Origin of the sequence: Sodalis ligni (assembly GCF_016865525.2) — a bacterium.
Classification (GTDB): Bacteria; Pseudomonadota; Gammaproteobacteria; order Enterobacterales; family Enterobacteriaceae; genus Acerihabitans; species Acerihabitans ligni.
In genome coordinates, this window is sequence record NZ_CP075169.1 from 2,657,790 (window position 1) to 2,681,758 (window position 23,969).

Annotated in this window: 22 protein-coding genes and 2 pseudogenes; 14 read left to right on the plus strand and 10 right to left on the minus strand. The window is 56.2% G+C overall.

What is annotated here, in order from left to right:
* The first annotated feature begins 43 nt into the window (after positions 1-43).
* The 8 genes and pseudogenes from GTU79_RS12360 to GTU79_RS12395 all read left to right on the plus strand — a co-directional run bounded on the left by GTU79_RS12360 (position 44) and on the right by GTU79_RS12395 (position 8,866).
* Positions 44-1,321, plus strand: coding sequence for an alanine racemase (locus GTU79_RS12360; protein ID WP_203521703.1), 1,278 nt, complete (start codon positions 44-46; stop codon positions 1,319-1,321).
* Between the two features lie 354 nt (positions 1,322-1,675).
* Entirely contained in the window at positions 1,676-1,990 is a 315-nt protein-coding gene (locus GTU79_RS12365; protein ID WP_214513989.1) for a hypothetical protein, read from the plus strand.
* Positions 1,991-2,023: 33 nt separating this feature from the next.
* Positions 2,024-2,821 (plus strand): hypothetical protein, encoded by a 798-nt coding sequence (locus GTU79_RS12370; RefSeq protein ID WP_214513990.1) that lies wholly within the window; start codon positions 2,024-2,026, stop codon positions 2,819-2,821.
* A gap of 95 nt (positions 2,822-2,916) precedes the next feature.
* Positions 2,917-4,710 (plus strand): annotated as a pseudogene (locus GTU79_RS12375) (thiamine pyrophosphate-requiring protein).
* Positions 4,711-4,816: 106 nt separating this feature from the next.
* Positions 4,817-5,824 carry a TRAP transporter substrate-binding protein gene (locus tag GTU79_RS12380; protein WP_214513991.1) on the plus strand — a complete coding sequence of 336 codons (1,008 nt, stop codon included), beginning with the start codon at positions 4,817-4,819 and terminating at the stop codon, positions 5,822-5,824.
* Between the two features lie 6 nt (positions 5,825-5,830).
* Positions 5,831-6,325, plus strand: a complete 495-nt coding sequence (locus GTU79_RS12385) for a TRAP transporter small permease (protein WP_203521699.1) — start codon at positions 5,831-5,833, stop codon at positions 6,323-6,325.
* Complete coding sequence (locus GTU79_RS12390; RefSeq protein ID WP_203521698.1) at positions 6,322-7,608, plus strand: TRAP transporter large permease; 1,287 nt, start codon at positions 6,322-6,324, stop codon at positions 7,606-7,608. The genes GTU79_RS12385 and GTU79_RS12390 overlap by 4 nt, the downstream gene beginning before the upstream one ends.
* Before the next feature lie 25 nt (positions 7,609-7,633).
* Positions 7,634-8,866, plus strand: a complete 1,233-nt coding sequence (locus GTU79_RS12395) for an aspartate aminotransferase family protein (RefSeq protein WP_203521697.1) — start codon at positions 7,634-7,636, stop codon at positions 8,864-8,866.
* 79 nt (positions 8,867-8,945) lie between these two features.
* On the opposite strand, the gene GTU79_RS12400 is transcribed toward GTU79_RS12395, so the two are convergent.
* From GTU79_RS12400 to GTU79_RS12430, 7 genes and pseudogenes are all read right to left on the minus strand, one after another.
* On the minus strand, positions 8,946-9,428 hold the full coding sequence (locus tag GTU79_RS12400; protein WP_420854177.1) for a LysR substrate-binding domain-containing protein: 483 nt from the start codon (positions 9,426-9,428) through the stop codon (positions 8,946-8,948).
* Positions 9,429-9,433: 5 nt separating this feature from the next.
* Positions 9,434-9,910, minus strand: a pseudogene (locus GTU79_RS31365) (LysR family transcriptional regulator); the annotation flags it as partial.
* 20 nt (positions 9,911-9,930) lie between these two features.
* Positions 9,931-11,067, minus strand: a complete 1,137-nt coding sequence (locus GTU79_RS12410) for an ABC transporter ATP-binding protein (RefSeq protein WP_214513994.1) — start codon at positions 11,065-11,067, stop codon at positions 9,931-9,933.
* Positions 11,068-11,085: 18 nt separating this feature from the next.
* Positions 11,086-11,913: a carbohydrate ABC transporter permease gene (locus tag GTU79_RS12415; protein ID WP_203521694.1), complete on the minus strand. Its 828-nt coding sequence runs from the start codon at positions 11,911-11,913 to the stop codon at positions 11,086-11,088.
* Complete coding sequence (locus GTU79_RS12420) at positions 11,906-12,766, minus strand: carbohydrate ABC transporter permease (protein ID WP_203521693.1); 861 nt, start codon at positions 12,764-12,766, stop codon at positions 11,906-11,908. Before GTU79_RS12420 ends, GTU79_RS12415 begins: the two co-directional genes overlap by 8 nt.
* A gap of 3 nt (positions 12,767-12,769) precedes the next feature.
* Positions 12,770-14,038 (minus strand): ABC transporter substrate-binding protein, encoded by a 1,269-nt coding sequence (locus GTU79_RS12425; RefSeq protein ID WP_132921896.1) that lies wholly within the window; start codon positions 14,036-14,038, stop codon positions 12,770-12,772.
* A gap of 27 nt (positions 14,039-14,065) precedes the next feature.
* The gene (locus GTU79_RS12430; protein ID WP_203521692.1) at positions 14,066-15,079 is read right to left on the minus strand and encodes a Gfo/Idh/MocA family protein; all 1,014 of its coding nucleotides are present in this window, start codon (positions 15,077-15,079) and stop codon (positions 14,066-14,068) included.
* A 344-nt stretch (positions 15,080-15,423) separates the two neighbouring features.
* Between GTU79_RS12430 and GTU79_RS12435 the strand changes: the two genes are divergently transcribed.
* Positions 15,424-16,116: an N-acetylmannosamine-6-phosphate 2-epimerase gene (locus GTU79_RS12435; protein WP_203521691.1), complete on the plus strand. Its 693-nt coding sequence runs from the start codon at positions 15,424-15,426 to the stop codon at positions 16,114-16,116.
* Positions 16,113-16,988 (plus strand): ROK family protein, encoded by an 876-nt coding sequence (locus GTU79_RS12440; RefSeq protein WP_203521690.1) that lies wholly within the window; start codon positions 16,113-16,115, stop codon positions 16,986-16,988. The genes GTU79_RS12435 and GTU79_RS12440 overlap by 4 nt, the downstream gene beginning before the upstream one ends.
* A 44-nt stretch (positions 16,989-17,032) precedes the next feature.
* Here GTU79_RS12440 and GTU79_RS12445 read toward each other — a convergent pair whose 3' ends face one another.
* Positions 17,033-17,800, minus strand: a complete 768-nt coding sequence (locus tag GTU79_RS12445) for a GntR family transcriptional regulator (RefSeq protein ID WP_203521689.1) — start codon at positions 17,798-17,800, stop codon at positions 17,033-17,035.
* A gap of 482 nt (positions 17,801-18,282) precedes the next feature.
* Here GTU79_RS12445 and GTU79_RS12450 point away from each other — a divergent pair, with 482 nt between their 5' ends.
* The 3 genes from GTU79_RS12450 (at position 18,283) to GTU79_RS12460 (ending at position 19,829) form a co-directional block, all read left to right on the plus strand.
* A complete protein-coding gene (locus GTU79_RS12450) occupies positions 18,283-18,714 on the plus strand; it encodes a PAAR domain-containing protein (RefSeq protein ID WP_253073566.1) in 432 nt (143 codons plus the stop codon).
* A gap of 161 nt (positions 18,715-18,875) precedes the next feature.
* Complete coding sequence (locus GTU79_RS12455; RefSeq protein WP_214513995.1) at positions 18,876-19,436, plus strand: hypothetical protein; 561 nt, start codon at positions 18,876-18,878, stop codon at positions 19,434-19,436.
* A gap of 129 nt (positions 19,437-19,565) precedes the next feature.
* Positions 19,566-19,829 (plus strand): hypothetical protein, encoded by a 264-nt coding sequence (locus GTU79_RS12460; protein WP_253073567.1) that lies wholly within the window; start codon positions 19,566-19,568, stop codon positions 19,827-19,829.
* 1,328 nt (positions 19,830-21,157) lie between these two features.
* Here the strand turns inward: GTU79_RS12460 and GTU79_RS12465 are convergent.
* A complete protein-coding gene (locus tag GTU79_RS12465; RefSeq protein ID WP_214513997.1) occupies positions 21,158-21,493 on the minus strand; it encodes a DUF5375 family protein in 336 nt (111 codons plus the stop codon).
* Positions 21,468-21,638, minus strand: coding sequence for an ash family protein (locus GTU79_RS12470; protein WP_338091480.1), 171 nt, complete (start codon positions 21,636-21,638; stop codon positions 21,468-21,470). The genes GTU79_RS12465 and GTU79_RS12470 overlap by 26 nt, the downstream gene beginning before the upstream one ends.
* Positions 21,639-22,176: 538 nt before the next feature.
* Between GTU79_RS12470 and GTU79_RS12480 the strand changes: the two genes are divergently transcribed.
* A complete protein-coding gene (locus GTU79_RS12480) occupies positions 22,177-23,952 on the plus strand; it encodes a cytochrome c biogenesis protein DipZ (RefSeq protein ID WP_203521686.1) in 1,776 nt (591 codons plus the stop codon).
* Positions 23,953-23,969 lie beyond the last annotated feature (17 nt).

Sequence of the window (23,969 nt, forward strand, 5' to 3'; positions counted from 1 at the left end):
CCATCAGGACCGCCAAGCGGTCCGATATCAAGGGAAATCCATTATGTCCGATGCCACAGATTTTTATACCGCCGACGGCAGCTTGAATCCAATGACGCCGGGACCGCTGTACAAATCCGCCGGGGGAGACGGCCGCTCGGTATTGGCCGCCGGCACCCCGCTGTTTGCGGACGACGCGGTCTTTTCTCCTGTCATGATCCTCAAGCAGGCCGCCTACGAACAGAATATCGCCGCCATGGCCGACTATTGCCGCCAGCAGGGAGTGCTCCATGCGCCCCACGGCAAAACCTCCCTGGCGCCGGAACTACTGCGGGGGGCGATACGCCAGGGGGCCTGGGGACTGAGCGCCGCCACCCCCGCCCAGGTGCGCGCCTTTCGCTCCTTCGGCATCAAAAACGTCTTTCTGGCCAATGAACTGGTGGATCCGGCGGGCATCCGCTGGATAGGCCGCTATCAGCACGACCACCCGGAACAGCGGTTTATCTGTTATGTGGATTCCCTGGCCGGGGTAAGGATACTGGAACAGGCCCTGGCGGATATTGATGTCCGCCTGACGGTATTGCTGGAAGTGTCGGTGGCCGGCGGCCGTACCGGTTGCCGCTCCCTGGCGGAGGCGCTGGATATCGCACGTTTGGTGCGGGACAGCCATAAGCTGCAGCTTATCGGCCTGGCGGGTTATGAAGGCGCGATAGCCGGCGATCGCAGCGCCGAATCCCTCGCCAAGGTACGGGACTATTGCCGCTGGATGATGACCGTGGCCGGCGCCGTGGACGGCGAGGGGCTGTTTGAGGCGGAGCACATATTACTGAGCGCCGGGGGCGGAACCTTTTTTGATATCGTGGTGGAAATGTTCAAGGCGGTGTCCCTGTCCCGTCCCGCCCTGGTAATGATCCGCTCAGGGGCCTATATGGCCCATGACGACGGTCTTTATGCCCGCATCGCCCCGTTTGCCCAGCAAGGTTCGGCGTTTCATCTCCGGCCGGCGCTGGAAATCTGGGGCCGGGTGCTGTCGCGTCCGGAACCGGAGCTGGCCATCCTGGATTTCGGCCGCCGTGATGTGCCGTTCGACCAGGATTTGCCGATGCCCCACAGCTTCCGGGAGGCTAACGGCGGTGAGGTTCGGGACGCCCGCGGGGCATCGGTGACGGCGGTCAACGATCAGCATGCCTATTTGCGCGTGGCGGCGGACGACCCCCTGCAGGTGGGTGACTGGGTGGGCTGCGGTATTTCCCATCCCTGCACCGCCTTTGACAAATGGCGCTACCTGCCGCTGGTGGATGATAACTACGTCTGCGTCGGACAGGTGACTACCTGCTTTTAATGACTTTTTATCTGCGCTGGTCGTCGGTGATAGCCCATCATCGAAGGCTTAAGCGCAGGAAAACGTATGTTGCAAAAAAGCTGTAATCCTGTCCTAACCTGGAATGTCTGATACCGCACTTTGCGGGAATATTTCATAAATTCAACGAGTGATTTGTATCTAAAACAATCACTGTTCGTTAACAAACCAAATTTGCAAGTTCCAATGCTTGAACTCCTTTAAAGTAAGAATTAATGGATGCGTGATATCAACTACCCATTCTCTGATCTACTTTAATGATTGTCATTCTGTCCGTTAATGCCTTTGAATTGACTTAACATTTGCTTAAACGAATAAATTAAGGAAGAATAAAGAATGATGAATTCCAGCCCTCATTTCGTAATGGGTTCAACGTTTTGTCCGGTATCTACTGAAGAAAACCTTGATGATAAAGGGTTGGCGATGATTGCTAAAACCATCAATGTAAGCAATACCCCTTCAGCGATGCCGCAGCCGACTTATTCTCAGAGCGCCAAAGATAATGTTAAGCCAAAGTACACCCTATCTTATTTTCATGCCGCATACTCTGGGAAAAATAATTTTACTTTAAAACATAAATATCATCCTGTGGCTGTATTTGGCTTAAGGAAAAACAAGATGATCTTAAGTTTCTTTTGGAAGAAGGTTTAGGATTAAAAAGTAACAACAATTAATATACTGAATATGCGTATAGGACTAAATGAACCGCCCCGACACTGGGAAAAACTTAGTTATCCCACAAAAGAACTTTTTGATCGTGCTATTAAAAATATTTCAAAAATCAGTGTCCGCGCGCCATTGCAAACTTCAGAAAAATCCCACAGAGGGTTAATGTTTCGTTGGAGCAATCACTTATATGCTAACAAGGAAAAGCTTGATCCCATCATCCGAATCAGAACTCTTCTTATGCAAACTGCGGCTAATGACAATAAAGATAATCTGGAACAATTTATTCTTAAAAACACTGAAGCAGATTGTAATATAGAGGAGCTGTGCAAACATCTTAAATACCTTATCCTTAAGCTTGGTTGTAAAAACAGTGCTGAGTTGGAACAGGCCTTGGCGTCTTACAAAACAGAAAAAGGGGTATCACTACTGTCATCGGAAAACTACAAGGATTTATATCATCTCTATAACTTTCATTTTTTTAGAAATACCAGCAAGCTGGGTTTGGAGTTTTTTGCCGAGGAGCGCTTTGATATTGCGTACGCATGGAATACGGAGGAAAACGCTGAAATTAACCTCGACGAGGCAAACTATAAACCGTGGAAAAATGGAAAGAGACGTGACGACATACATTTAAATCGACCCGTGCATGAATGGATTACATATTCAGAAATTCGATCAATTCTACGTGAAAAAAATCCCGTATTTTCTTCCAATAAACCCTTTAAGTTTTTCTTTGCGTTCGATCATCGCATGAAGAGATTTAATGTTGAAATGGCGTCGTCGTTACGTTCTGATCATTGGGTTAAGCTCTAACAAGTTGTAAAGGTACATTCATAGCGAGGTGCCCCGCCATCGGCTGCGTCAGCTATCCTTATTGTTCAGGAAACATCTTATGACGGGGGGATTTCATGGCAAAGCTGACCAGCGATTTTTTTGTTGAGCGCCTGCGGGCCTGGGGCGTGACCCGGATATTCGGCTACCCCGGCGACGGTATTAACGGCGTGCTCGGCGCGCTGCAGCGGGCTGAAAAGCGAGGGCAGGGCATCGAGTTTATCCAGGTGCGCCATGAAGAGATGGCGGCTTTTATGGCCAGCGCCCATGCCAAGTTTACCGGCCGGCTCGGGGTATGTCTGTCCACCGGCGGCCCCGGCGCCACCCATCTGCTCACCGGCCTGTACGATGCCAAAATGGATCATGTGCCGGTTCTGGCCATTGCCGGCCAGGCGGAGGCCACCGCCCGCGGTTCCAATTATCAGCAGGAGCTTAATCTCGATCGGATATTCGCCGATGTGGGCAGTTTTGTCCAGGAGGCCGCTTCTCCCGCCCAACTGCGCCATCTGACGGATCGCGGCGTGCGCATCGCCGTGGCCCAGAACGGCGTCACGGTGCTGGTGTTGCCCAAGGACGTGCAGGATGAACCTTGGCAGGAGCCGCAGCAGGCTCATGGTTTTACCCGCTCGGGTCCCGGATATCAGCGGCCGAAAGTGGTGCCTTACGAACAGGATCTGCAGCGGGCGGCTGATGTGTTGAACGCCGGTAAAAAAGTGGCGATTTTGATTGGCGCCGGCGCGCGCGGGGCGGCGGTGGAAGTGGTGCAGGCCGCCAACCTCCTGGGAGCCGGCGTGGCCAAGGCTTTGCTGGGCAAAGATGTGCTGCCGGACGATGCGCCTTTCGTCACCGGCTCCATCGGCCTGCTGGGCACCGAACCCTCGTCGGATATGATGAAGGAGTGCGACACGCTGCTGATGATCGGCACCGGTTTCCCCTGGGCGGAATTCCTGCCGGCGGACGGACAGGCGCGGGCGGTGCAGATTGATATCGATCCGTCGATGCTGGGACTGCGTTATCCGGTGGAGGTGAATCTGCACGGGGATGCGGGCGAAACGCTGCGGGCGCTGCTGCCGCTGCTGCGCCATAAAGACGATCGTCGCTGGCAGGAAAACATCGCGTTGGGCGTCAAAGCCTGGTGGCTGAAGCTGGAAGATCGGGCCATGGCAGAGGCGCATCCCGTCAATCCGCAGCGGGTGGTGTGGGAAATGTCCCCGCTGTTGCCCGAAAACGCCATCGTCACCTCCGACTCCGGCTCCTGCGCCAACTGGTTCGCCCGGGATTACCGGGTGAAACAGGGCCAGCGGGCGTCGCTGTCGGGAGGGCTGGCCTGCATGGGGGCGGCGGTGCCTTACGCCATCGCCGCCAAATTCGCCCATCCTTCGTCGCCGGTGGTGGCGCTGGTGGGGGACGGCGCCATGCAAATGAATAACATGGCCGAACTTATCACCATCAAGAAATATTGGCAGCGCTGGCAGGATCCGCGGCTGATTGTCTGCGTGTTCAACAACGAGGATTTAAATCAGGTCACCTGGTAACAGCGGGTGATAGAGGGCAATCCCCGCTACCCGGCCACCCAATCGGTGCCGGACGTGGGCTATGCCCGCTTTGCGGAATCACTCGGCCTGAAGGGCATCTTCGTCGACGATCCCGCCAGACTGCATGGCGCCTGGGTGGAAGCCCTGTCCGCCGACCGGCCGGTGGTGCTGGAGGTCAAAACCGATCCCGAGGTGGCGCCCCTGCCGCCGCACATTACCCTGGAGCAGGCAAAAGCCTTTATGTCTTCCATGGCGAAAGGTGATCGCGGCGCCGGGAAGGTGATAGCCGATACCGCCCATCAGATTTTGCACGGGATAATGCCGGTCAAGTCTTAATGGTGCATAAATATTTGTAGCGCACCATTAAAACTCTTTATTTCCCTTATGGGACGTATTCCCTATGCTGGATCCATACGCACCGCAACCCAGCAATAGAGGATCGATGATGTCAGCACCCAAGCGTACCTTTGTTCGCCATGCGCTCCCGGCGCTTTTATTGACAGTCTGCGCCGCCGGCCTGTGGCATCCGTCGCCGGCGCAGGCCGCCGAAACCCTGCGCCTGGCCCATGCCTCCAGCAGCGACAGCCTGATCAACCAGGCGATGGTGCGCTTTGCCGCCGAGGTGAAAGAGAAAACCAATGACCGGCTGGAAATCCAGATCTTCCCGGACGGCCAACTGGGGGATGAAGGCGCCATTGCCGATTCAGCCGGCTCCGGCGCCATCGCCATGGGGCTGGGCGGGGTGGTGGACGCCATCGATCCGCGCCTGAACGCGGTGTCGCTGCCCTTTCTCTTCAAGGATGCCGACGCGGTGCATCATTTCCTGGACAGCGCGGCGGGCAAAAAATTCCTCTCAATGGGTGAGGACCGCGGCTATGTGATGCTCTCCGCCCTGGACTCCGGCTTTCGCCAGTTCGCCAACAGCAAGAAAGCCATTGTCGAACCCGCCGACCTCGCCGGTTTGAAAATCCGCACGCCCCCCAATCCGGTGATCCTCTCCACCATCAAGCAGTTGGGCGGGTTGCCCCAATCCATTCCCTTCGGCGAGGTGTACACCTCTTTGCAATCCGGCGTAGTGGACGGTATTGAGCCCGAACTGCGGGATTTCAGCGATCAGCGCTGGTACGAAGTGGTTAAGCACGTCTCCATGGCCAACTATATCTGGTCGGCGAATTTCTGGTATATGAATAAAACCGCCTACGACGGCCTGGCGGCGGCCGACCGCCAGGCGCTGCAACAGTCCGTGGCCGATACCACCGCCTGGTACCGTGACCAGTTGTCCCAGGTCTACGCCAAGCTCACCGAGCAGTTGAAAAGCAAACAGGTGGTGTTTAACGATGTCGACCGGGCGGCGTTCCTGGCCAAGTCCGGTCCGGTGTACGACCAGTTCTCCAAGACCTGGGGCGCGGACTTTATCAAACAGCTGCGCGCCGACGCCGCGGCCGAGTAACGCATCATGACGACGCTCCATTATGCCCGGTCCAGCGGACCGGCCTGGCTCCGGCAGTTGCTGATGTGGGCGGGCTGCCTGCTTTTTTTGCTGACCCTCGGCTCGACGCTGCTGGGTATCGTCGCCCGCTATTTCGGCTGGAACGGCGTAGAGTGGACCTTCGAGACCGCCGAGATAAGCTTTATCTGGGTCACTTTTATCGGCGCGACGCTGGCGGAACTGCGCGGGGAAAACGTGCGTTTCACCAGCCTGGTGACGCTCCTTCCCGTTGCGGTTCAACGCGCGCTGGATCTGTTCGCCACGCTGGTGCTGCTGGGATTGAGCGGCTGGCTGCTGCAAAGCGCCATTCGCGTATTGGACGGCTCGGGCCGGGTGCCGACGCCGGTCATGCGCCTGCCCAGCGGTATTATCACCTTATCGCTGGTGAGTTTCTCCGCCATGCTGATGTTCGTTTCCCTTTGGCGCATCTGGCACTTTTTCCGTAAGGGAGCGGCTGAATGACCGTTATTATCCTTATCGCGGCGTTCTTGATTTTATTATGCGCCGGCGTCCCCATCGCCTGGTCCATCGCCGGCGGCAGCCTGGCCGCCCTGGCGCTGGGGGATTTCCCCATGCCGCCTACCTGGCTGGCGCAGCAGACCATCCGCGGCGCCGACACCGCGTCGCTGATTGCCATTCCGCTGTTTTTGTTCGCCGGCGAACTGATGAACCGCGGCGGGCTGACCCATCGCATTATGCGGGTGGCGGAGCATCTGTTTGGTCATTTCCGCGGCGGGCTGGGGTTGGTGAACGTGGCCACCGCCTTTGTCTACGGCGGGCTTACCGGCTCCGCCACCGCCGACACCAGCACGGTGGCCAAGGTAATGATCCCCATCATGGAGAAGATGGGGTATCCGCGCGACTTTGCCGCGGCGGTCACCGCCGCCTCAGGTACCCTGGGTATCGTGGTGCCACCCAGCGTCATCCTGCTGCTGTATGGGGTCCTCACCAATACCTCCATCGGCGGCCTGTTCGTGGCGGGTATCGTGCCCGGCTGCCTGCTGGCGCTGGTGTTTATGTTTACCGCCTGGGTCATCGGCGTGCGTGAAAACTTTCCCCGGCTGGAAGGCCGCATCGATTTTCCGCAGTTTTGGCGCGATCTGTGGCGGGCCTTGCCGGCCATGTGCATGCCGGTCTTCGTGCTCGGCGCCATCGTCGTCGGATTTGTGACCGCCACCGAAGCGGCCGGATTATCGGTGGTTTATGCGCTGCTGGCGGGCGGGGTATTTTACCGCGAGCTTTCCTGGCGCGATATTATCCCGGCCATCGTCGAATCGGTGGCCATCACCGGTTCGGTGATGATTATCATGGCGGTGGCGGTTCCCTTCGGCTGGCTGTTGACGGTGACCCAGGTGCCCCATATGGCGGCCGCATGGATCACCTCATTGCACTGTGGTCCGCTGGTGACCGTGCTGCTGGTGATTTTGCTGCTGAAAGTGGTGGGCTTCTGGCTTGACCTGGGGCCGGCCATGATCATCCTGGCGCCGATCCTGGTGCCTATCGCCAAACAGGCCGGTCTGGCGCCGTACCAGATCGGGCTGATTTTCACCCTGACCCTGGGCTGGGGGCTGTTTACGCCGCCGGTGGGCAGCAATATCTTCGTGGTGTGCAACGTGGCGAAAATCGATATCGGCCCGGTATCCCGCCGGCTGATCCCTTTCTGGATAGCCACCGCTTTCGCCATCGCGCTGCTGGTGCTGTTTCCTTCCTTAACCGAGTGGTTGCCCGCATTGCTGGGTTACTGACGCGCTATTTGATACGAGAACCGACATGACACATTTAGTGGGTGGAATATCCAGCGCCGGTCGCGCTTTGCCTGAAATCGACGGCCGACCGCTATTGATTGAAAAAGCCGCTGGTCCCTGGCTCTGGGCTCGCGACGGTCAACGTTATATCGACACCGCCCTGGGCTTCGGCGCCACGCTGCTGGGGCATAACCCGCCGGAAGTCCTGGACGCCCTGCGGCAAACCCAGGAAAAGATGCTGATGCCCGCTTATTCCCATGGGCTGGAGGAAGAGGCGGCGACGCTGTTAAGCTCGTTTACCGAAGAATTGGACCAGGTTATTTTCGTCAATTCCGGCAGCGAGGCGGTTCATCTGGCCGCCCGCGCCGCCCGCGCCGCCACCGGCCGCCATAAGGTGGTGAAATTCGCCGCCGGTTATGACGGCTGGTTCGACAGCGTGGCGTTCGGCAACGCCGGCACGCCGGACGCGGCGATGTCGCAGCCGGCGCGTCCCGAAAAAGAGGGCATGCTGCTGCTGCGCTACAATGATTTCACCGATGTGGATCGGTTATTCGCCGACCACGGCGATATCGCCGCGCTGATTGTGGAGCCGGTCATGGCCAATGCCGGCTGCATCGAACCGGCGCCCGGCTATTTGCAGTATCTGGCCGACAGCGCCCATCGCCACGGCGCCCTGGTGATTCTGGATGAAGTGCTGATGGGGTTTCGTCTGCATGCGGGGCTGACCGGACATTTGTTGGGTATTGACGCCGATTTCGCCACCGTGGGCAAAGCCATCGGCAGCGGCACGGTAGTGGCGGCGCTGTTGGGAAAATCGGCTTATATGTCGGTATTTGAACGCGGACTGGCGACGCGGGCCGGCACTTACAGCGGCAATCCGCCGGTGTGCGCGGCGGTGATAGCCACCCTGACAACGCTTAAAAACCGGGATTACCGGCAACTGCTGCGTCAGGGGGATGGGCTGCGCCAAAAAATCATCGACGGCTGCCGGGCCCGAGGCACGGCGCTATGCTCCACCGGCTACGGTTCGGTGTTCACGTTCTGGCGTTCAAATGTGCCGCCGCTGGATTACCGGCAAGCGGCGGCAACGGCGGACAAAGCCTGGAGCCTCAAGCTGCATTTCGCCCTGCGCCGCCGCGGTATTTTGGTGATGCCCTTTGCCTTCGGCCGCTTTTACCTTTCATTCAGCCACGATGAAGCGGTGCTGGAAACCCTGGCCGCCGCCTGCATTGAGTCGATTTCTGAATTATCTGAATAGGTCGCCGCATCACTGTCCCTATCGCGGCGAATACCGGGCAGCCTGGATGGACCGCGGCGTGAAGCCCGCTTTGCGGCGATCACCTGACAATCTGAATAGGCCGCGGTATCTCCGCCGCGGGCTGGGAGATAAGCTCGCGGATAAACTGCGCCAGCCGCCGGGTGCCCACATGGGCATCGGCGGGCAGCAGCAGCGCCAGATCTAGGGGGTTCAGCGCCGGCAGGCGGTCATTTTGTCCTAAGATGCGCCAGTCCGGTGAAATCACCGAGGCCGGCAACACCGTCAGCGCCGCCCCCACGCGCACCGCGGTTTCCACTCCGGTCAGGTGGGAAGAGGTGCAAACGATGCGCCAGCGCAGCCCGGCCTGGTCCAACGCCGCCAGCACCTGCGGCCGCGACCGGCAGCCATCGGGGAACAGCACAATCGGCAGCACCGATTGCCGCTCCGGATAGCAATGTGGGGCCGTGCACCAGAGCTGGGCTTCATGGCGCAGGAACTCCCCTGTTCCTGGCCCGGCTGGCGGGTGACTATCGCCAGATCCAGATGGCCTTCCTCCAGGGATTTTTGCAGCTTGAAGGAGAAGTCGCTGACGATTTCCACCTGAAGCTGCGGATTGCGCTGGGAGAAGTTCTCAATCAGCGCCGCGCCCACGGTGCCCAGGTAATCATCGGGCATGCCGATACGGATGCGCGTCCTGGCGTCATAACAGCCCAGGGCGGACAGCGCCTCCTCTTCCAGCATCCGCATCTGGCGGGCGTACCCGATGAGTTTTTCACCGGCGGGCGTGAGGGTGATGCCCTGGCGGGAACGCTCCAGCAGCCGCTGGCCGAGATGTTTCTCCAGCCGGCTGAGCATGATACTCACCGCCGCCTGGGTTTTTCCCAATTGCTCGGCGGCGGCGGTAAAACTGCCGTGATCGTACACGGCGACAAAGGCGGCAAGGGTATCATTATCGAGATGGCGCATAGTGCTTTCCGGTGGAGAAACAGGCAGTGGAGCAATGCAAGATTTATTCCAAATTCCTCCAGGTAACTCGCCATCCATTCCGGCATGGATGGCGGTGCTCACACCGGTGCCGCAAGCGTTTCATGGGCTCTGCGCGCAAAGGCCTCTCCGCCGGCGTCGAACAGGTGCGCATGGCGCGCCGGGATAAACAGGCCCACCTCATCGTCCAGGCTAAGCTGCCGCTGCTCGCCGTGGCGCACCACCAGCGTCTCGAAGCCCGGCACGGCGATATAATAATAGGCCGCTTCCCCCAGATGCTCGATATGCTGGATCCTGCCAGACAACTGCGCCTCCCGCGGAGGGCATAGCTGCAGATGCTCAGGGCGTATGCCGACTTTCACCTCATCCCGCGCGGCGGCGGCGGGGGCGGCCACATGCACCCTAACCACCTGCGTTCCCGCCAGCATAACCTGCACGCCTTCCCCGTCGCTGCCGATAAACCGGGCGGGCAGGAAATTCATCTTCGGCGAACCGATAAACCCCGCCACGAATTCATTCACCGGATGATGGTAAAGCGTCAGCGGATGTCCCACCTGGGCAATGGAACCCTTGTTCAGCATCGCCGCGCCGCTGTTAAGCAGTACTATCTTATCCGCCAGCGTCATGGCTTCCACCTGATCGTGGGTCACATAAATCATGCTGTTGCCTAACTGATGGTGCAGCTTGGCTATTTCCACCCGGGTGGCTACCCGCAGCGAGGCATCCAGGTTCGACAGCGGCTCGTCGAACAAAAACACCTCGGGATCCCGCACGATGGCTCGGCCGATAGCCACCCGCTGGCGCTGGCCGCCGGACAGCGCTTTGGGCAGCCGCGCCAATAACGGCTCCAATTGCAGAATCTTAGCGGCGTTCAGCACCCGGCGCTGGATTTCTCCTTTGTTTACCTTGGCCAGCTTCAGGTTAAAGGCCATATTGTCGAAAATGGTCATGTGGGGATAAAGCGCATAGCTTTGAAACACCATGGCCACCCCGCGTTCCGAGGGCGGCAGTTTGTTCACCAGCCGATCGCCGATATAGATTTCCCCCTCGGTAATGGTTTCCAGGCCGGCAATCATACGCAGCAACGTGGATTTGCCGCAGCCGGAAGGGCCGATAAAGACATAAAATTCCCCATGCTTGATTTCAAGGGAGACGTTATTAATCACCGGCGTGTCGTGAAAGCGCTTATTGACATTATTCAGGCGTATGGTGGACATGGTCCGGTTCTCCTCGTTTTATTTCACGCCGCCCATGGTTAAGCCGCGGACCAGATGTTTTTGTACCAGCAGACCCAACACCAGCATCGGCAGCATCACCAGCGTGCCGGCGGCGGTAAGCGGCCCCCATTCCGTGCCCTGGAAGGTCAGGAATGAGGTTATCGCCACCGGCAGCGTCTGGGTGGCATCGCCGGACAGGGTGAGCACAATCTGAAACTCGTTCCAGATGAAAAACAGCGTCAGCACGCCGGAGGCCGCCAGGCCGGTGCGGGCCAGGGGCAGCATGACGCGCAGGAACACCGTCCACTCCGAGGCGCCATCCACCAGCGCCGCTTCCCGCAGCTCCGGCGGAATATCCTCGAAAAAAGTGGTGATCATCAGAATGGTGAAGGGCACGTTCGCCACGGTATAGACAACGATCAATACCCAGTAGCTGTCGGTGAGCCCCAGGGTGGTAATCAGGTAATAAACCGGGATCACCAGCATGATCACCGGCGCGAAGCGCAGGCTCATGACGAACTGTTTAGCCCGTCCCTTGCGCTCGATAAAAAACACTAATCCGTAGGCAAACAGCGCGCCGGTAAACAGGCACAGCAGGGTGGCGCTCAGGGAAATCAGCACGCTGTTGCCGAAGGCGCGGATAAAATCGCCGTTGCCCAGCACCTCGCGGTAGTTATCGAGGATCGGGTGGAACCACAGCTTCGGCGGCATGGCGAAGGCATCGATGCCGTTTTTCAGCGACATGGTCACCAGCCAATAAATCGGCAGCAGGAAAAACAGCAGAATCACCGCCAGCACCAGGTAAAACAGCGTGCGGCGCCCCAGATACTTTATCCGTTCAAACATCTTTCATTATCCGTTTACTGGCCAGGGAGAGGACTGCTATCACCAGCAGCGTATTGATGATGGCAATCACCACCGCCTCGCTGATGCGGAAGTCCTGAAAACCGGTGAGATAGGCGAACATATTGGTGGTTTCCGTCGCCAGCGCCGGCCCGCCGCGGGTCATGACATAAATCAGATCAAAGGACTTGAAGGCGTCTATCATGCGCAGAAACAGGGCTATCAAGATGATGGGCTTGATCATGGGCAGCTTGATAAACGCCAGCAGCCGCCAGCCGTGGGCGCCGTCCAGTTCGGCGGCCTCCAGCGGCTCCTGGGGCAGGGCGTCCAGGCCGGCGGATACCAGCAGTATGATAAACGGCGTCCACTGCCAGACGTCCGCCAGGATGAGAGAAGCCATGGCGATGTCAGGATCCCCCAGCCAATCCACCGGCGCTATCCCCAATAGGCCGAGCAGATAGTTGAACAGCCCGGCACCGGGATCGTAAAAAATGCGCCAGATAAGTCCGCCGACGATGGGCGTGACAATCATCGGCAGCAGCAACAGCGCCCGCACCAGACGGCGGCCGAAAAAATCGCCGCTGATAAACAGCGCCACGGCGCAGCCCAGCACCAGTTCGATAAGCGTCGAACCGGCCACATATACCAGGGTATGCCACAAGGAGTACCACAGCCGCGGCTGTTGCAGCACATCGATGAAGTTGGCCAGGCCGCTGAAAACAAAAGGCGGCGCCGACATCAGGTCAATATTGTACACCGCCAGGTAAATGGAATATCCCAGGGTATAAAACGAGACCAGCAATAGCGCGATGAGCAGCGGCCAGGTAAACGCCAGGCGCGTGAGTTTGGCTCTCATGGCTTAGCGCGACAAGGCTTTGTCATTGTTGCTGTTGGCCTGCTGCAGCGCGCTTTCCACCGATTGCGTGCCCGCCAGCGCCTGCGACAGCGCAATGCCGGTATTATTGATAATCTGCGTGGACTGCGGCACCGCCGGCAGATAATTGGCATTGCCGTTTTTCAGCGCCGCCAGCATACCGTCCTTAAAGGCGCCGTAGCGCTTGGCGAACGCCGCGCTGTTGATGGCGCTAAGGGAACTCACGCCAGCATTGGGGTTGAGCTCGACGGATTTCATCTGCGTCTCTTTGTCGGTGGCCCAACTGATAAACTTCCAGGCCGCATCCTGATGTTTGCTTGCGCTGGCCAGATAGAGCCCGTGCACCTGCAGCGCGCCGCTGTTGCCCGGATGATCCCCCGGCTGGGCCGGAACCGGGGCGTAACCCACTTTACCCACCACGCTGGATTCCTTCGGATCTTCGTTAAAGCCGCCGTTTACCGTGGAGTCGATGGTCATGGCCGCTTTGCCCTGCTGGAACACCAGCCGGTTTTCCTGCCAGCCGAAATTCGCCGCGCCGATAGGCCCATAGTTCTTCAACAGGCTGACATAGGCCTTGGTGGCTTCAATGGCCTGGGGCGAGGCGATGGCGGATTTCCCGCCGTCAATCCACTGCCCGCCGTAGCCCCACAGGAACGCCGCCCAGGCAAAGGTGTTCTGGATGCCCTGCGCGCCGCGCAGGGTGATGCCGGCAATCTTGCCGCCGCTCTTCTCTTTGATGGTTTTGGCCGCCGCCGCCAGATCGTCAAAGGTTTTCGGCACCGGGATGCCGTATTGATTGAACAGGTCCTTGCGGTACATCAGGAAGGTGCTTTCGCCATACACTGGCAGCCCGTAAAAGTGATTTTGGTAACGCAGGGTATCGGCATAGCCTTTGACAAAATCATTGGCGTCGTAAAAGGCGGTATCCCCTGACATCCACTTGTCCAGCGGCAGGATATAGCCGGCGGAGGCGTAACCCACGGCATGGACCCAGTCGTCCATCACCACGTCGTAACGGCCGCTTTTGGAGGAAAACGCCAGCAGCGCCTTGGAAGTCAGGTCGCTGTAGGGCACGATTTCCGCCTGCACCTTGATGCCGGTCTGTTTTTCAAACTCCGGCAACAGGGCCTTGATAGAGTCGCTGGTGCTGTGCCCTTCCAGCAGGACGCGGAGGGTTTCCTGGGCGCCGGCGTGACCGGAGAAGAACAACAGGGTGCTGACGGCCGCGCCGAGGCGAAGGATCTTCATGCTCATGATATGACCTTTTCTGGTAGTAGGATTTCAGACGTGAACAATTTCGCCGCTGCGGGCGGAGTCCATAATGGCAAGAGTGATACGCAACGCCTCGCCGGCCTCTTCGCCGGTGGCCACGCTGGTGCCGCCGCTGCGCAGATCGCTGATGAACGCCATCAGTTCTTCCCGCAGATCCCCCTTGATTTCCCCCTGGCTCAGCGGCCAGTGCTGTGTATCGATATAGCGATTCATCTCTTCGCTGGCGTAATAGAGGCCGGATTCGCCGCACTCCACCTCGAACAGGCCGCCGGTGGTCAGGATCGACATCTTGGCGTCCAGCAGGGTGCGCGAACCCGCCGGCAGGGCCCATGAACTTTCCAGGTTCACCACGGCGCCGTCGGCAAAACGGATAATGGCGAACACCGCGTCTTCCGTGCCCAAATGACCCAAACGTTTATTGGTGGTCTGCGCATACACCGTCACCGGGCGGGTATGCTTGAGCAGCCACAGCACCATATCCACATCGTGCACCGTGACATGCAGCGGCAGCGGCAGGCTGCCGCCATAGCGGGCCGGTCCCTCGATGGCCGGGCTATTGCGCCGCGCCGCGATATGGCTGATTTCCCCCGCCTCGCCGGAGGCGATAATCTCCCGGGCGCGGGAATAACGGGGATCGAAGCGCAGCAAAAAACCGATGCCCAGCCTGACTCCGGCGTCGCGGGCGGCGTCGACGATCGCCCGGCCGTCCTCAAGCGTGGCGGCGATGGGTTTTTCCAGGAAAATATGCTTGCCGGCTTTAGCCGCCGCCAGGGCCGGCGCCAGATGAAAGTCATCCTTGGTGCAGATGCTCACCATATCCAGGTCCGGCAGCGCCAGCATTTCCTGGTAATCGCTAAAGCATTGCACCGCCGGGATCCACTGTTTCAACGCTTCGCAGCGGGCCACATCCGGGTCGGCGATGCCGATAACCTCCACGCCGTACAACTGCTGATATACCCGGGCATGCATGGCACCCATAAATCCGGCACCAATCACGCCGACCTTGATAATGCGGTCTTTCATTCTGCATTCCTTCTTTTCATGGTTTCAGGAGTCCCTCGGGATGATGCCAAAAAGGGGGGGCCGGTAGGGTGATGATGATACAAATATCATGCCAGTATAATACCAGATGAATAATACTATTTAATTACATATATTTGTACTCATTCATGGCATTTTATTCGAGATAGAAGCTGGTAATTAGAGCGATAATGGCAGATTTTTAAGCACTATTTCAGTGCGCATTGTCACAAAACATGCGCAATTGTGGTGCCTTTGTTTTATTTTAAAATACCAGTTTACATATCTGGTATTAATATGCTTATCTGATCATCCACGCTGAACTAGCAAGAAGGACTGGGTAGGTTATGAACCTGAGCGGGCTCGAACATCAACTGGTTGTCTCCTGCCAACCCGTTTCCCTGGGGCCGATGGACCACCCGGATATCGTGGTGGCGATGGCGAAAAGCGCCGAACTGGCCGGCGCCGGGGCGGTGCGCATTGAGGGCATTAACAACATACGGCAGGTGGCGAGGAATTTGCATATTCCCATTATCGGCATCGTTAAGCGGGATCTGCCGGATTCACCGGTGCGCATTTCCCCTTTTCTGCAGGATATAATCGATCTGGCCGCCGCGGGGGCAAGTATCGTGGCTTTTGATGCCACCCATCGGGTTCGGCCGGTGCCGGTGGAGGCGCTCTACCGGCGGGCAAGGGAGTTGAAATTGACTATCATGGCGGACTGCGCCACCCTGGCGGAGGGTATCGCCGCGGCGGAGCTGGGCTGCGATCTTATCGGCACCACGCTGTCCGGTTATACCGAGGAAACCGCCGGGCAGCCCATGCACCGGCCGGATCTGGAATTGATTGCAGCCCTGGCGGCCCGCGGCTACCGGGTCATGGCGGAAGGCCGTATCCGTGAACCGGCGCAGGCGGCGGCGGCCTTGGAAGCCGGCGCTTTTGCCGTCACCGTCGGCTCGGCCATCACCCGGGTGGAACATATTACCGAATGGTATCTCAGCGCGCTGGCGGGCGCGATAACACGGAGCAAGGGCGCATGATTCTGGCCTTGGATATCGGCGGCAGCAAAATCTCCGCTGCACGCATAGAAGACGGCGGCATTGTCGAGCGGCATCAGGTGCCGATGCGTTATAACGAAGCGGCGTTTTTGGCAGCCGTCCGGGAAGTGGCCGATTTCGGCCGTCCGCCGGAGATGGTGGCGGTGGCGGCCACCGGCTTTTTGCATGACGGCAAGGTATTTTCAGTGAATATCAATACCATTCCCTTTTGGAAAGGTTTTCCGCTGGAAGCCGTGCTGCGCCGCCAATTCGCTTGTCCGGTGGTGATGCTTAACGATGCCCAGGCGGCCGCCTGGGGCGAATATCTGCCGCGGCGGGACAGGGTAAACAATCTGCTGTTTATCACCCTCTCAACCGGGGTCGGCGGCGGCGTGATCTGCGACGGACAGCTGCGCACCGGCCCCCACGGGCTGGCGGGACATATCGGCCATGCCTCCGTCAGCATCCCGCCGCTGGACGCGCCGGTCCCCCCTTGCGGCTGCGGCCGCCCGGATTGCCTGGAGCACGTGGCCTCCGGCACCGCCCTGGCGCGTCAGGCACTGGCATTGCTGGGGGAACCCATGGACAGTCGCGAACTGTTCAGCCGCATCCCCCAGGATGAACGCGCGGCGGCCATTGTGGATAATGCCGCCCGGGCGGTGGCCCAGGCCATCGCCAACTGCCTGATGCTGATGGATATCGAAGAAGCGGTGATCGGCGGAAGCGTCGGGCTGGCGGCGGACATGATCGAACGTATCCGGCGGGAACTCGATGGGCTGCCGGCGCTGTTCCGCCTGCCGGTAAGCCGCGCCATCGCCGGCGCCGATGCCGGTTTGCTGGGAGCGGCCGATTGGGCGATGCGGGCGGCGAGCTGAAGACAGGATTTACGTTTACACCGGCTTTGCTCCCCGCCTAAGCCTTACTGCTTATTGTTTCCTTCCCGCTGCAATTCCACCAAAAAATCATAGCTGTCGCCGCGATACCAGGTATGGGTGTATTCAATGGGCCGCCCGTCCTCAAGATAGCAGTGGCGCTCCACGTGCAGCGCCGGGCTGTGGGGCGGCAAATCCAGCAGTTGGCTGTAGGCCTTCGATAGCGGCTCGGCGCGGATGCGCTGCAGCGCCCGGGTCGGCATGGTGCCTCCCTGCTGAAACACCCGATACAACGAATCCCCCATGGCCCCGAGTGACGGGATAAACGCCTGAGGCACCACGGCGATTTCCACCGCCATCGGCCTGTCGTCCACGGTGCGCAAACGTTTCAGCCGGTAAACCAGCGCGCCGGGGCTGAGATTCAGCGCGATGGTCTCCGACGGCGTGGCCTGGATCAACTCCTTCTCCAGCCAGCGGGTGCCGGGCTGGTAACCGCGGGACAGCATATCCTCGCTGAAGCTGGTAAGGGATGAGAGGGGTTTTTCCACCCGGCCGGCCACGGTACTGCGCGCGCCGCGGCGCTGGACTATCACCTGCGCCTGCGCCAGCTCGCTCAGCGCCCGCCGCACGGTGACCCTTGACAGGCCAAGCCCTTCGGAGAGCTCCCGTTCGCTGGGAATGGCATAGCCGGCTTTAATCACGCCGCTGTCCACCATTTCCCGAAAACCCTGCTCAAGGCGCTGATACAAAGGCCCCGCGCCGGGATTGGCGGCATCGCAATGTTTTTTCAGCATATCCATCAATTTCAGGTTCATAGGTAGGCTACTGGGTTTGCCGGCCGGGGAAGATACCCTCATTTTAATAGATTATGCCGGCAAAAATCTGTATTTGTTGACAAAGATTTGCTGCGGGACATAGGCCGGCAGCAATTTAACCCCGGTCAGGTCAAGTTGAAGCTCGTGCTTATCGCAACCTCGCTGTTATTGATAGGTAACGTTACCAAGGAGAAACGCCGGCATTAAGAAATCAATGATTTTAGGTTGTCTAACAGCAATATTAATGAAGTGGTATTAAGTAAATTGTCATCAAACGGAATACGTTTCGTTTAACTTACCGATATGGTAATAACCTGTTTTTCTCCCGTAAGATATTAGCATGACATTCTAAAAAACATGCACCTCTTAACAATAGCCCTCGATGGGGAACGTTACTGTATTCACGATGAACAAAGGTATGTGTTTGTCAGATTACGCGTGGATGTCGCGGGTTTGAATGACCATTAAATTCAAGGAGGATTATGGCAAGAGCACTGGTATGCCTGGGGGACAAAACCAGCTTTGGGAAAGTGGTGTCCGCAACCGCCACATGGCATGAAGGAAATAAGCCCATCGCGCAAAGCGGGGATAAGGCTTCGTGCAGCAAGTGCAACGGAAACTTTCAGATAATCGCCTCGGCGGTTGACTGGGGTGAGAAACAGCCCTATGCCGCTACCGGCGACCGGGTGGCCTGCGATTGCTCAGACCACTATGTGTTTGGATCCGCCACACAATACACCAGCACCGGTACGCATTCTGCGCTAACCCTTACTACGCAGGCATTGTCAGTACAGACTGAGACAAGCGACTCACGGCATCACGTTCGCTACCATTGTGCCAATCTCAATGGCCAAGCGCTGAGCTGCCGCCGGTATCTTCTTATCTTCCTGACGGGGATGAAGAAGCAGGCATAACCGATAACCAGGGGCATACAGAGTGGCACTTCGCCGATACAACCGAGAATATCTGCCTGCGTATTTTAAAGGATTAAATGATGCCAGTGTATATGATTAACACTAAAATAAGCTCCAATGTCCCACCAAGCTATTTATTGTACGATTTATGTATTTACCGAATGGATTCGAAACGCAATAAACATTCAATCATTGATGTGAAACAGCAGGCGCTACAAAGCAATTACGAGACGCAAAGACATCCCACCAAGGACATTAATGATGCGCTTTCCGTCCTCTATATCATGGAAGTCGTTCTATTCCGGAAAACCCTTCTGAAAACGATTCGTGATTCCGAGACGCCATTCAGCCGATTGTATACGCTACAGGAATTGACCACAGGAAAAGCATTCTCTGCTATTGATTCTGAAAACCCTTGCTATTTTGAAACCACCGGTCAAACCCGTCCGGTCAGTGAAGGAGAAAACACCAAGATTGTTAGAATCTTCGTTCCGGAAAGGCCGTTTATTGCGAAGGAATATCCTCTAGGCAGCCCGTTTGATCCATTCGAAAAGAAGAAAATTGAAGGGCAGATTTTTCTCGATTTCATCACATGGATTATCCTGATCAGGGGAAACCAGTTTATGCGGTCCCGCGGCATTTTTATTGCCTGCAAATGGACCGACCGGATATCTATGCGCAGGCGGCGCGGGAGCTATGGCGCTACGGCAGGACAAAAATAGGTGAATTGTATATAACACCCAGTGAAGGCTGCCGGCATCCTAAAGGTTCTTTTACGATAGCAGGGTTCTTCACGGGTTTCCGGGCTGGACTGGATGATGCTGGCTGGGCTAAGGGACTCGGGAAATGCCATGATGCGTTATGATAATGTCGATGATAAAGTGGCCGGCATTACCTTGTGGGGCAAGCTGACGGAATGGTTCGAAAAGGCCGGATATGAAAAAGTGTTTGGCAATGTGGGATTTTCGCACATCAATCAGCAGGGTGTGGAAATATTAAATGAATATGCCGGTAAAGGATATAGGGTCGTTACATTAATATCTGATGGAATGTTGGCAACATATCCTTCAATTTTGCCGATAAAAACCATTGGGTTGTGTGGAGTGACCAAGTGAGGGTAACAGGTGGATTACCTGTGGTACGTAATACCGATAGCAATGACAAGGTTGATTTAAGGGTGTTTTCATGGGGAGATGCAGGTGTGAAGCTAAAAATAATTATACCATTAGGGATTATTGTGAAAGGACTTTCGGAGGATTGGTTTTAAACCGATATCATAAAGATGAAATACAGATTTGTTGCTATATCGATAATTTTTTGTGACGGCATGTACTTCTACCAAGGTGAGTTTCAAACCTGCAGAAGATTATTTGCCAAATGCGCAACTTAATCAATATTATTCCGGTGTAATATTAGCAAATTTTAATAGTAATGGTGAGCTATTGCCTTTTCTAAGAGAAATTCGAGTGTAAAGATAACTCCAGTAGATTCCGGTCTATATTCTGAACCGGATTTTGAAAACTGCTCTAATGCTGATAAATCCAATAAATGTGGATATCATGATTATATTTTAATCAAAGGGATGCCACGCAAACGTGGAGAGGTACAAGTAGAGGTTACAGTACGTACACCACCAAATATGTATACAAAAGCTGGATATTTTAATAAATATTATTCCATAAAAATAGAATGATAAGACAAACATTCATTTTATACGCTTCAATAAGTGATTTTTATGCATGGACAGGTGGGGTATATAACGCCTAGTGAGGGCTGTCGGCATCCTAAAGGTTCTTTTACAATAATATCGGTTCGTGTTGACGGGGCCACGTCAGGAACTATGTACCCTGGGAAAATGTTTGATAAAACCTATTTTATTAAGGTAATAAATAATGAATGACTATGAGCGAGTCCGTTTATAAAAGGAAGTTATCGAATAATCCTGATGGTATTTTTATAAGAAACCTGTTCAGACTTCCAGAGAGTGCAATCTCAAGTCTTGCGAAAAAAAGCAACCCATGTGATCTGCTTGCCGGAGTGCATGGTTAAGTTAATAATTATGGATTTGATATGTAATATTCTTATAAATACAATGAATTCAACTTAGTGCCTCGTTTACCTATGAGAAATTTATCAGCGAACTTGCTAACAAGATAGACACAAGCAACCGTGGAAAAAATTGAAAATAGCCTTATCAGCCAGGTATCAAAATGAAAAATGCAAAACAGAGACAGCCAGAAAATCGCACTGCCCAAGAGCCCACCTAGTATATCCAGGACATTGCCTAATGCCTTTCTACCGATGAAATTCACTCGCTTTAGTATCAACTATTTTCAGGAGTCTGTTAACACCTGTCATCCCCTACCTTCACTTCACAGCTCAGGCATCAACGTAATTTATCAATAAAGCCGGCAGGCTTCATGACCTGCCGGTGAAACAAGGTTTAATGCAATATATTGCTTTCAGGAGTATCATCAATACAACTATGCACAATCAATTCCATGGCTTCGATTCCCCACTCCGTTAGCTGTGGCGGTTCAGTAAGGAAATCAGGGTCAACCATGTCACGTAAAAATTCGTAGGCATATTCAGGACCCTGTTCCAATCCGTATTCAATGATATGATCCGCTTCGACTTGCCAAGCAATTTTAATTTCGAGGGCATCCAATGCCAAGGTTTGTTTAACACCATTGGACAAGCAGAAGTTTTGATAAGCCAGTGCGGCAACGCGGCGATAGAGGGCGATGCGAAGTTCAGTGGTAAGAATGGCGGTATTCATAGGACGATTTCCTTAGAGTAAAAATCTTACTGCCACCGGAGCTGCAAATCTCTTGGGTGGCAGCCCAGACAGGGTTTGCAGTACCGGCCTCTAAGGATACCGGCCAACCCGAAGGTCGCCTTGCCTGGACTACCATTGTTGCCATGGACAATAACAAATTTGTATCAGCAATAACAGATAGACCAAAGCCTCGACATAAAAAATCACGCTGGGCGCGTGAAGTGTCGCCTTAAAGATTCTCGGGCTGCAAATCCCGGCTGACGATTTATCGGCAGCAAAAGAATTATATTAAATTACGGATAAAAAAAGAAGTTATCCAGAAGGAGAATTGATTTCGTTTAAAAAATGTTTATTGCATAAACAAATTACTCATTAAATTAATATTGCTCAAAGTATGTAAAATATTTTCTTATTGGACTAACTGTAATCATCCTGTTTGAACATGTTCTTAAGTCTATCCATCACTTTTAGGCGCTTCGGTTGAATAATCGGCTTGCCGGTCGAGAAAGTACTATAATTTAATAGATTACGCCGGAAAAAATCTGTTTTTTTGACAATAAGTTGCAGCAGTGCGCATGGAAAGTGTGAACACATCCGCCGGATGACAATTTTGTCATCCGGCGGTCATGGAGCGGGGCGGGTTGATTTGGCAAGCTGATGTCATATCATGAAAAGGAGATCATATGATTTTAATAATCCTGGCCTATCTGGGCGGCGTGTTGACCATCGCCAGCCCTTGTATACTACCGGTTCTGCCGTTTGTTTTCGCCCGGTCGGATCAATCCTTTGTGCGCTCCGGACTGCCGCTGCTGGCGGGCATGGCGCTCACCTTTAGCCTGGTGGCCACCCTGGCGGCGGTGGGAGGCGGATGGGTGGCGTCGGCCAATCAATATGGCCGCTGGCTTGCGCTGGCCCTGATGGCGCTGTTCAGCGTGACGCTGCTGATGCCGCACCTGGCGGATCGGGTAATGCAGCCCCTGGTGTCGGCGGGCAACCGCATGAACGACCGCCTTTCTTCCGGCAATAAACAGGCGCCCATCGGCGTATCCCTGCTGCTGGGCGTGGCCACCGGTTTGCTGTGGGCGCCCTGCGCCGGCCCGATTCTCGGTCTGTTGCTCACCGGCGCCGCCCTGCAGGGGGCCAGCATCGGCACCACGCTGTTATTGCTGGCCTATGCCGCCGGCGCGGCCACCTCATTGACCCTGGCGCTGCTGATCGGCGGCAAGGTGTTCAGCATGATGAAGCGTTCGCTCGGGGCCGGCGAATGGATCCGGCGCGGCATCGGCGGCGCCATGCTGGTGGGAGTGGTGGCTATTGCCTTTGGCCTGGATACCGGAGTACTGGCGCAGATTTCAACCGCCTCCACCGGCGGTATCGAACAAAAGCTGCTGGACCGCTTCACGCCGAGCGACAATCATGGCGCTGCCCCGGCACTGGCACAAACGTCGGCGGCCGGCGCCACGCCGCAAACCGTGGCGGATATCTCGCCTATGCTTACCGATGACGGCCCCATGCCGTCCCTGGACGGCGCGGTGCAGTGGCTGAATTCTCCGCCGCTCACCGCCGCGCAGCTGCGTGGCAAAGTGGTGGTGGTGGATTTCTGGACCTACTCTTGCATCAATTGCCTGCGCGCTTTGCCTTATGTAAAAGCCTGGGCCGCCAAGTATCACGATCAGGGACTGGTGGTGATCGGCGTCCATGCGCCGGAATTTGCCTTCGAACGGGATATCAATAACGTGACGCGGCAGGCCAATAAGTTGGGAGTGACTTACCCTATCGCCATTGACAATAACTACCGCATTTGGCGCGCGTTCAATAACCAGTATTGGCCGGCCCATTATTTTATCGACGCCAAAGGCGAAATTCGCTATGAGCATTTCGGCGAAGGGGAATATGCGCAGTCGGAACAGGTGATTCAGCAGCTGTTGCGGGAGGCGGGGGCGCGTAACGTCACTACCGCCATCAGCCAGGTGCAGGGGCAGGGGGTGGAGCAGGCCGCCGGCGGTCTGCAGGACGTATCGCCCGAGACTTATCTGGGCTATATGCGGGCGGAGAATTTCGCCTCGGGACAGGCAGTCAACGATGCGCCGGCGGATTACAGCCTGCCCGGGACGCTGTCCTTGAACGATTGGGGGCTCGGTGGGCGCTGGACGGTGGGCCCGGAAAGCGTGACGCTGAACGGCGACGGCGGACATATCGTCTACCGCTTCCACGGCCGGGATCTGCATTTGGTGCTGGGCCCGACCAAAGACGGCAAACCGGTACGCTTTCACGTTACGCTGGACGGCAAGGCGCCGGCGGGCGCCCACGGTACCGATGTGTCCCCTGAGGGGGATGGCGCGGTTACCGAGCAGCGCCTGTATCAATTAATTCGCCAGCAGAACAGCACGGGCGAGCATACCTTCGACATTGAGTTTCTGGATGCCGGTGTTTCAGCTTACGCCTTTACCTTTGGTTAACGGCCGTGGGGACTATC

Excerpts from the sequence above, each read along its gene's own strand:
- GTU79_RS12395 (WP_203521697.1), top strand. The coding sequence starts at position 7,634 with ATGACACATTTAGTGGGTGGAATATCCAGCGCCGGTCGCGCTTTGCCT.
- GTU79_RS12470 (WP_338091480.1), bottom strand. The coding sequence starts at position 21,638 with ATGGCAACAATGGTAGTCCAGGCAAGGCGACCTTCGGGTTGGCCGGTA.
- GTU79_RS12460 (WP_253073567.1), top strand. The coding sequence starts at position 19,566 with ATGATGCGTTATGATAATGTCGATGATAAAGTGGCCGGCATTACCTTG.
- GTU79_RS12465 (WP_214513997.1), bottom strand. The coding sequence starts at position 21,493 with ATGAATACCGCCATTCTTACCACTGAACTTCGCATCGCCCTCTATCGC.
- GTU79_RS12440 (WP_203521690.1), top strand. The coding sequence starts at position 16,113 with ATGATTCTGGCCTTGGATATCGGCGGCAGCAAAATCTCCGCTGCACGC.
- GTU79_RS12360 (WP_203521703.1), top strand. The coding sequence starts at position 44 with ATGTCCGATGCCACAGATTTTTATACCGCCGACGGCAGCTTGAATCCA.
- GTU79_RS12415 (WP_203521694.1), bottom strand. The coding sequence starts at position 11,913 with ATGTTTGAACGGATAAAGTATCTGGGGCGCCGCACGCTGTTTTACCTG.
- GTU79_RS12430 (WP_203521692.1), bottom strand. The coding sequence starts at position 15,079 with ATGAAAGACCGCATTATCAAGGTCGGCGTGATTGGTGCCGGATTTATG.
- GTU79_RS12410 (WP_214513994.1), bottom strand. The coding sequence starts at position 11,067 with ATGTCCACCATACGCCTGAATAATGTCAATAAGCGCTTTCACGACACG.
- GTU79_RS12435 (WP_203521691.1), top strand. The coding sequence starts at position 15,424 with ATGAACCTGAGCGGGCTCGAACATCAACTGGTTGTCTCCTGCCAACCC.
- GTU79_RS12390 (WP_203521698.1), top strand. The coding sequence starts at position 6,322 with ATGACCGTTATTATCCTTATCGCGGCGTTCTTGATTTTATTATGCGCC.
- GTU79_RS12445 (WP_203521689.1), bottom strand. The coding sequence starts at position 17,800 with ATGAACCTGAAATTGATGGATATGCTGAAAAAACATTGCGATGCCGCC.
- GTU79_RS12385 (WP_203521699.1), top strand. The coding sequence starts at position 5,831 with ATGACGACGCTCCATTATGCCCGGTCCAGCGGACCGGCCTGGCTCCGG.
- GTU79_RS12455 (WP_214513995.1), top strand. The coding sequence starts at position 18,876 with ATGGATTCGAAACGCAATAAACATTCAATCATTGATGTGAAACAGCAG.
- GTU79_RS12450 (WP_253073566.1), top strand. The coding sequence starts at position 18,283 with ATGGCAAGAGCACTGGTATGCCTGGGGGACAAAACCAGCTTTGGGAAA.
- GTU79_RS12425 (WP_132921896.1), bottom strand. The coding sequence starts at position 14,038 with ATGAGCATGAAGATCCTTCGCCTCGGCGCGGCCGTCAGCACCCTGTTG.
- GTU79_RS12420 (WP_203521693.1), bottom strand. The coding sequence starts at position 12,766 with ATGAGAGCCAAACTCACGCGCCTGGCGTTTACCTGGCCGCTGCTCATC.
- GTU79_RS12380 (WP_214513991.1), top strand. The coding sequence starts at position 4,817 with ATGATGTCAGCACCCAAGCGTACCTTTGTTCGCCATGCGCTCCCGGCG.
- GTU79_RS12365 (WP_214513989.1), top strand. The coding sequence starts at position 1,676 with ATGATGAATTCCAGCCCTCATTTCGTAATGGGTTCAACGTTTTGTCCG.
- GTU79_RS12480 (WP_203521686.1), top strand. The coding sequence starts at position 22,177 with ATGATTTTAATAATCCTGGCCTATCTGGGCGGCGTGTTGACCATCGCC.
- GTU79_RS12370 (WP_214513990.1), top strand. The coding sequence starts at position 2,024 with ATGCGTATAGGACTAAATGAACCGCCCCGACACTGGGAAAAACTTAGT.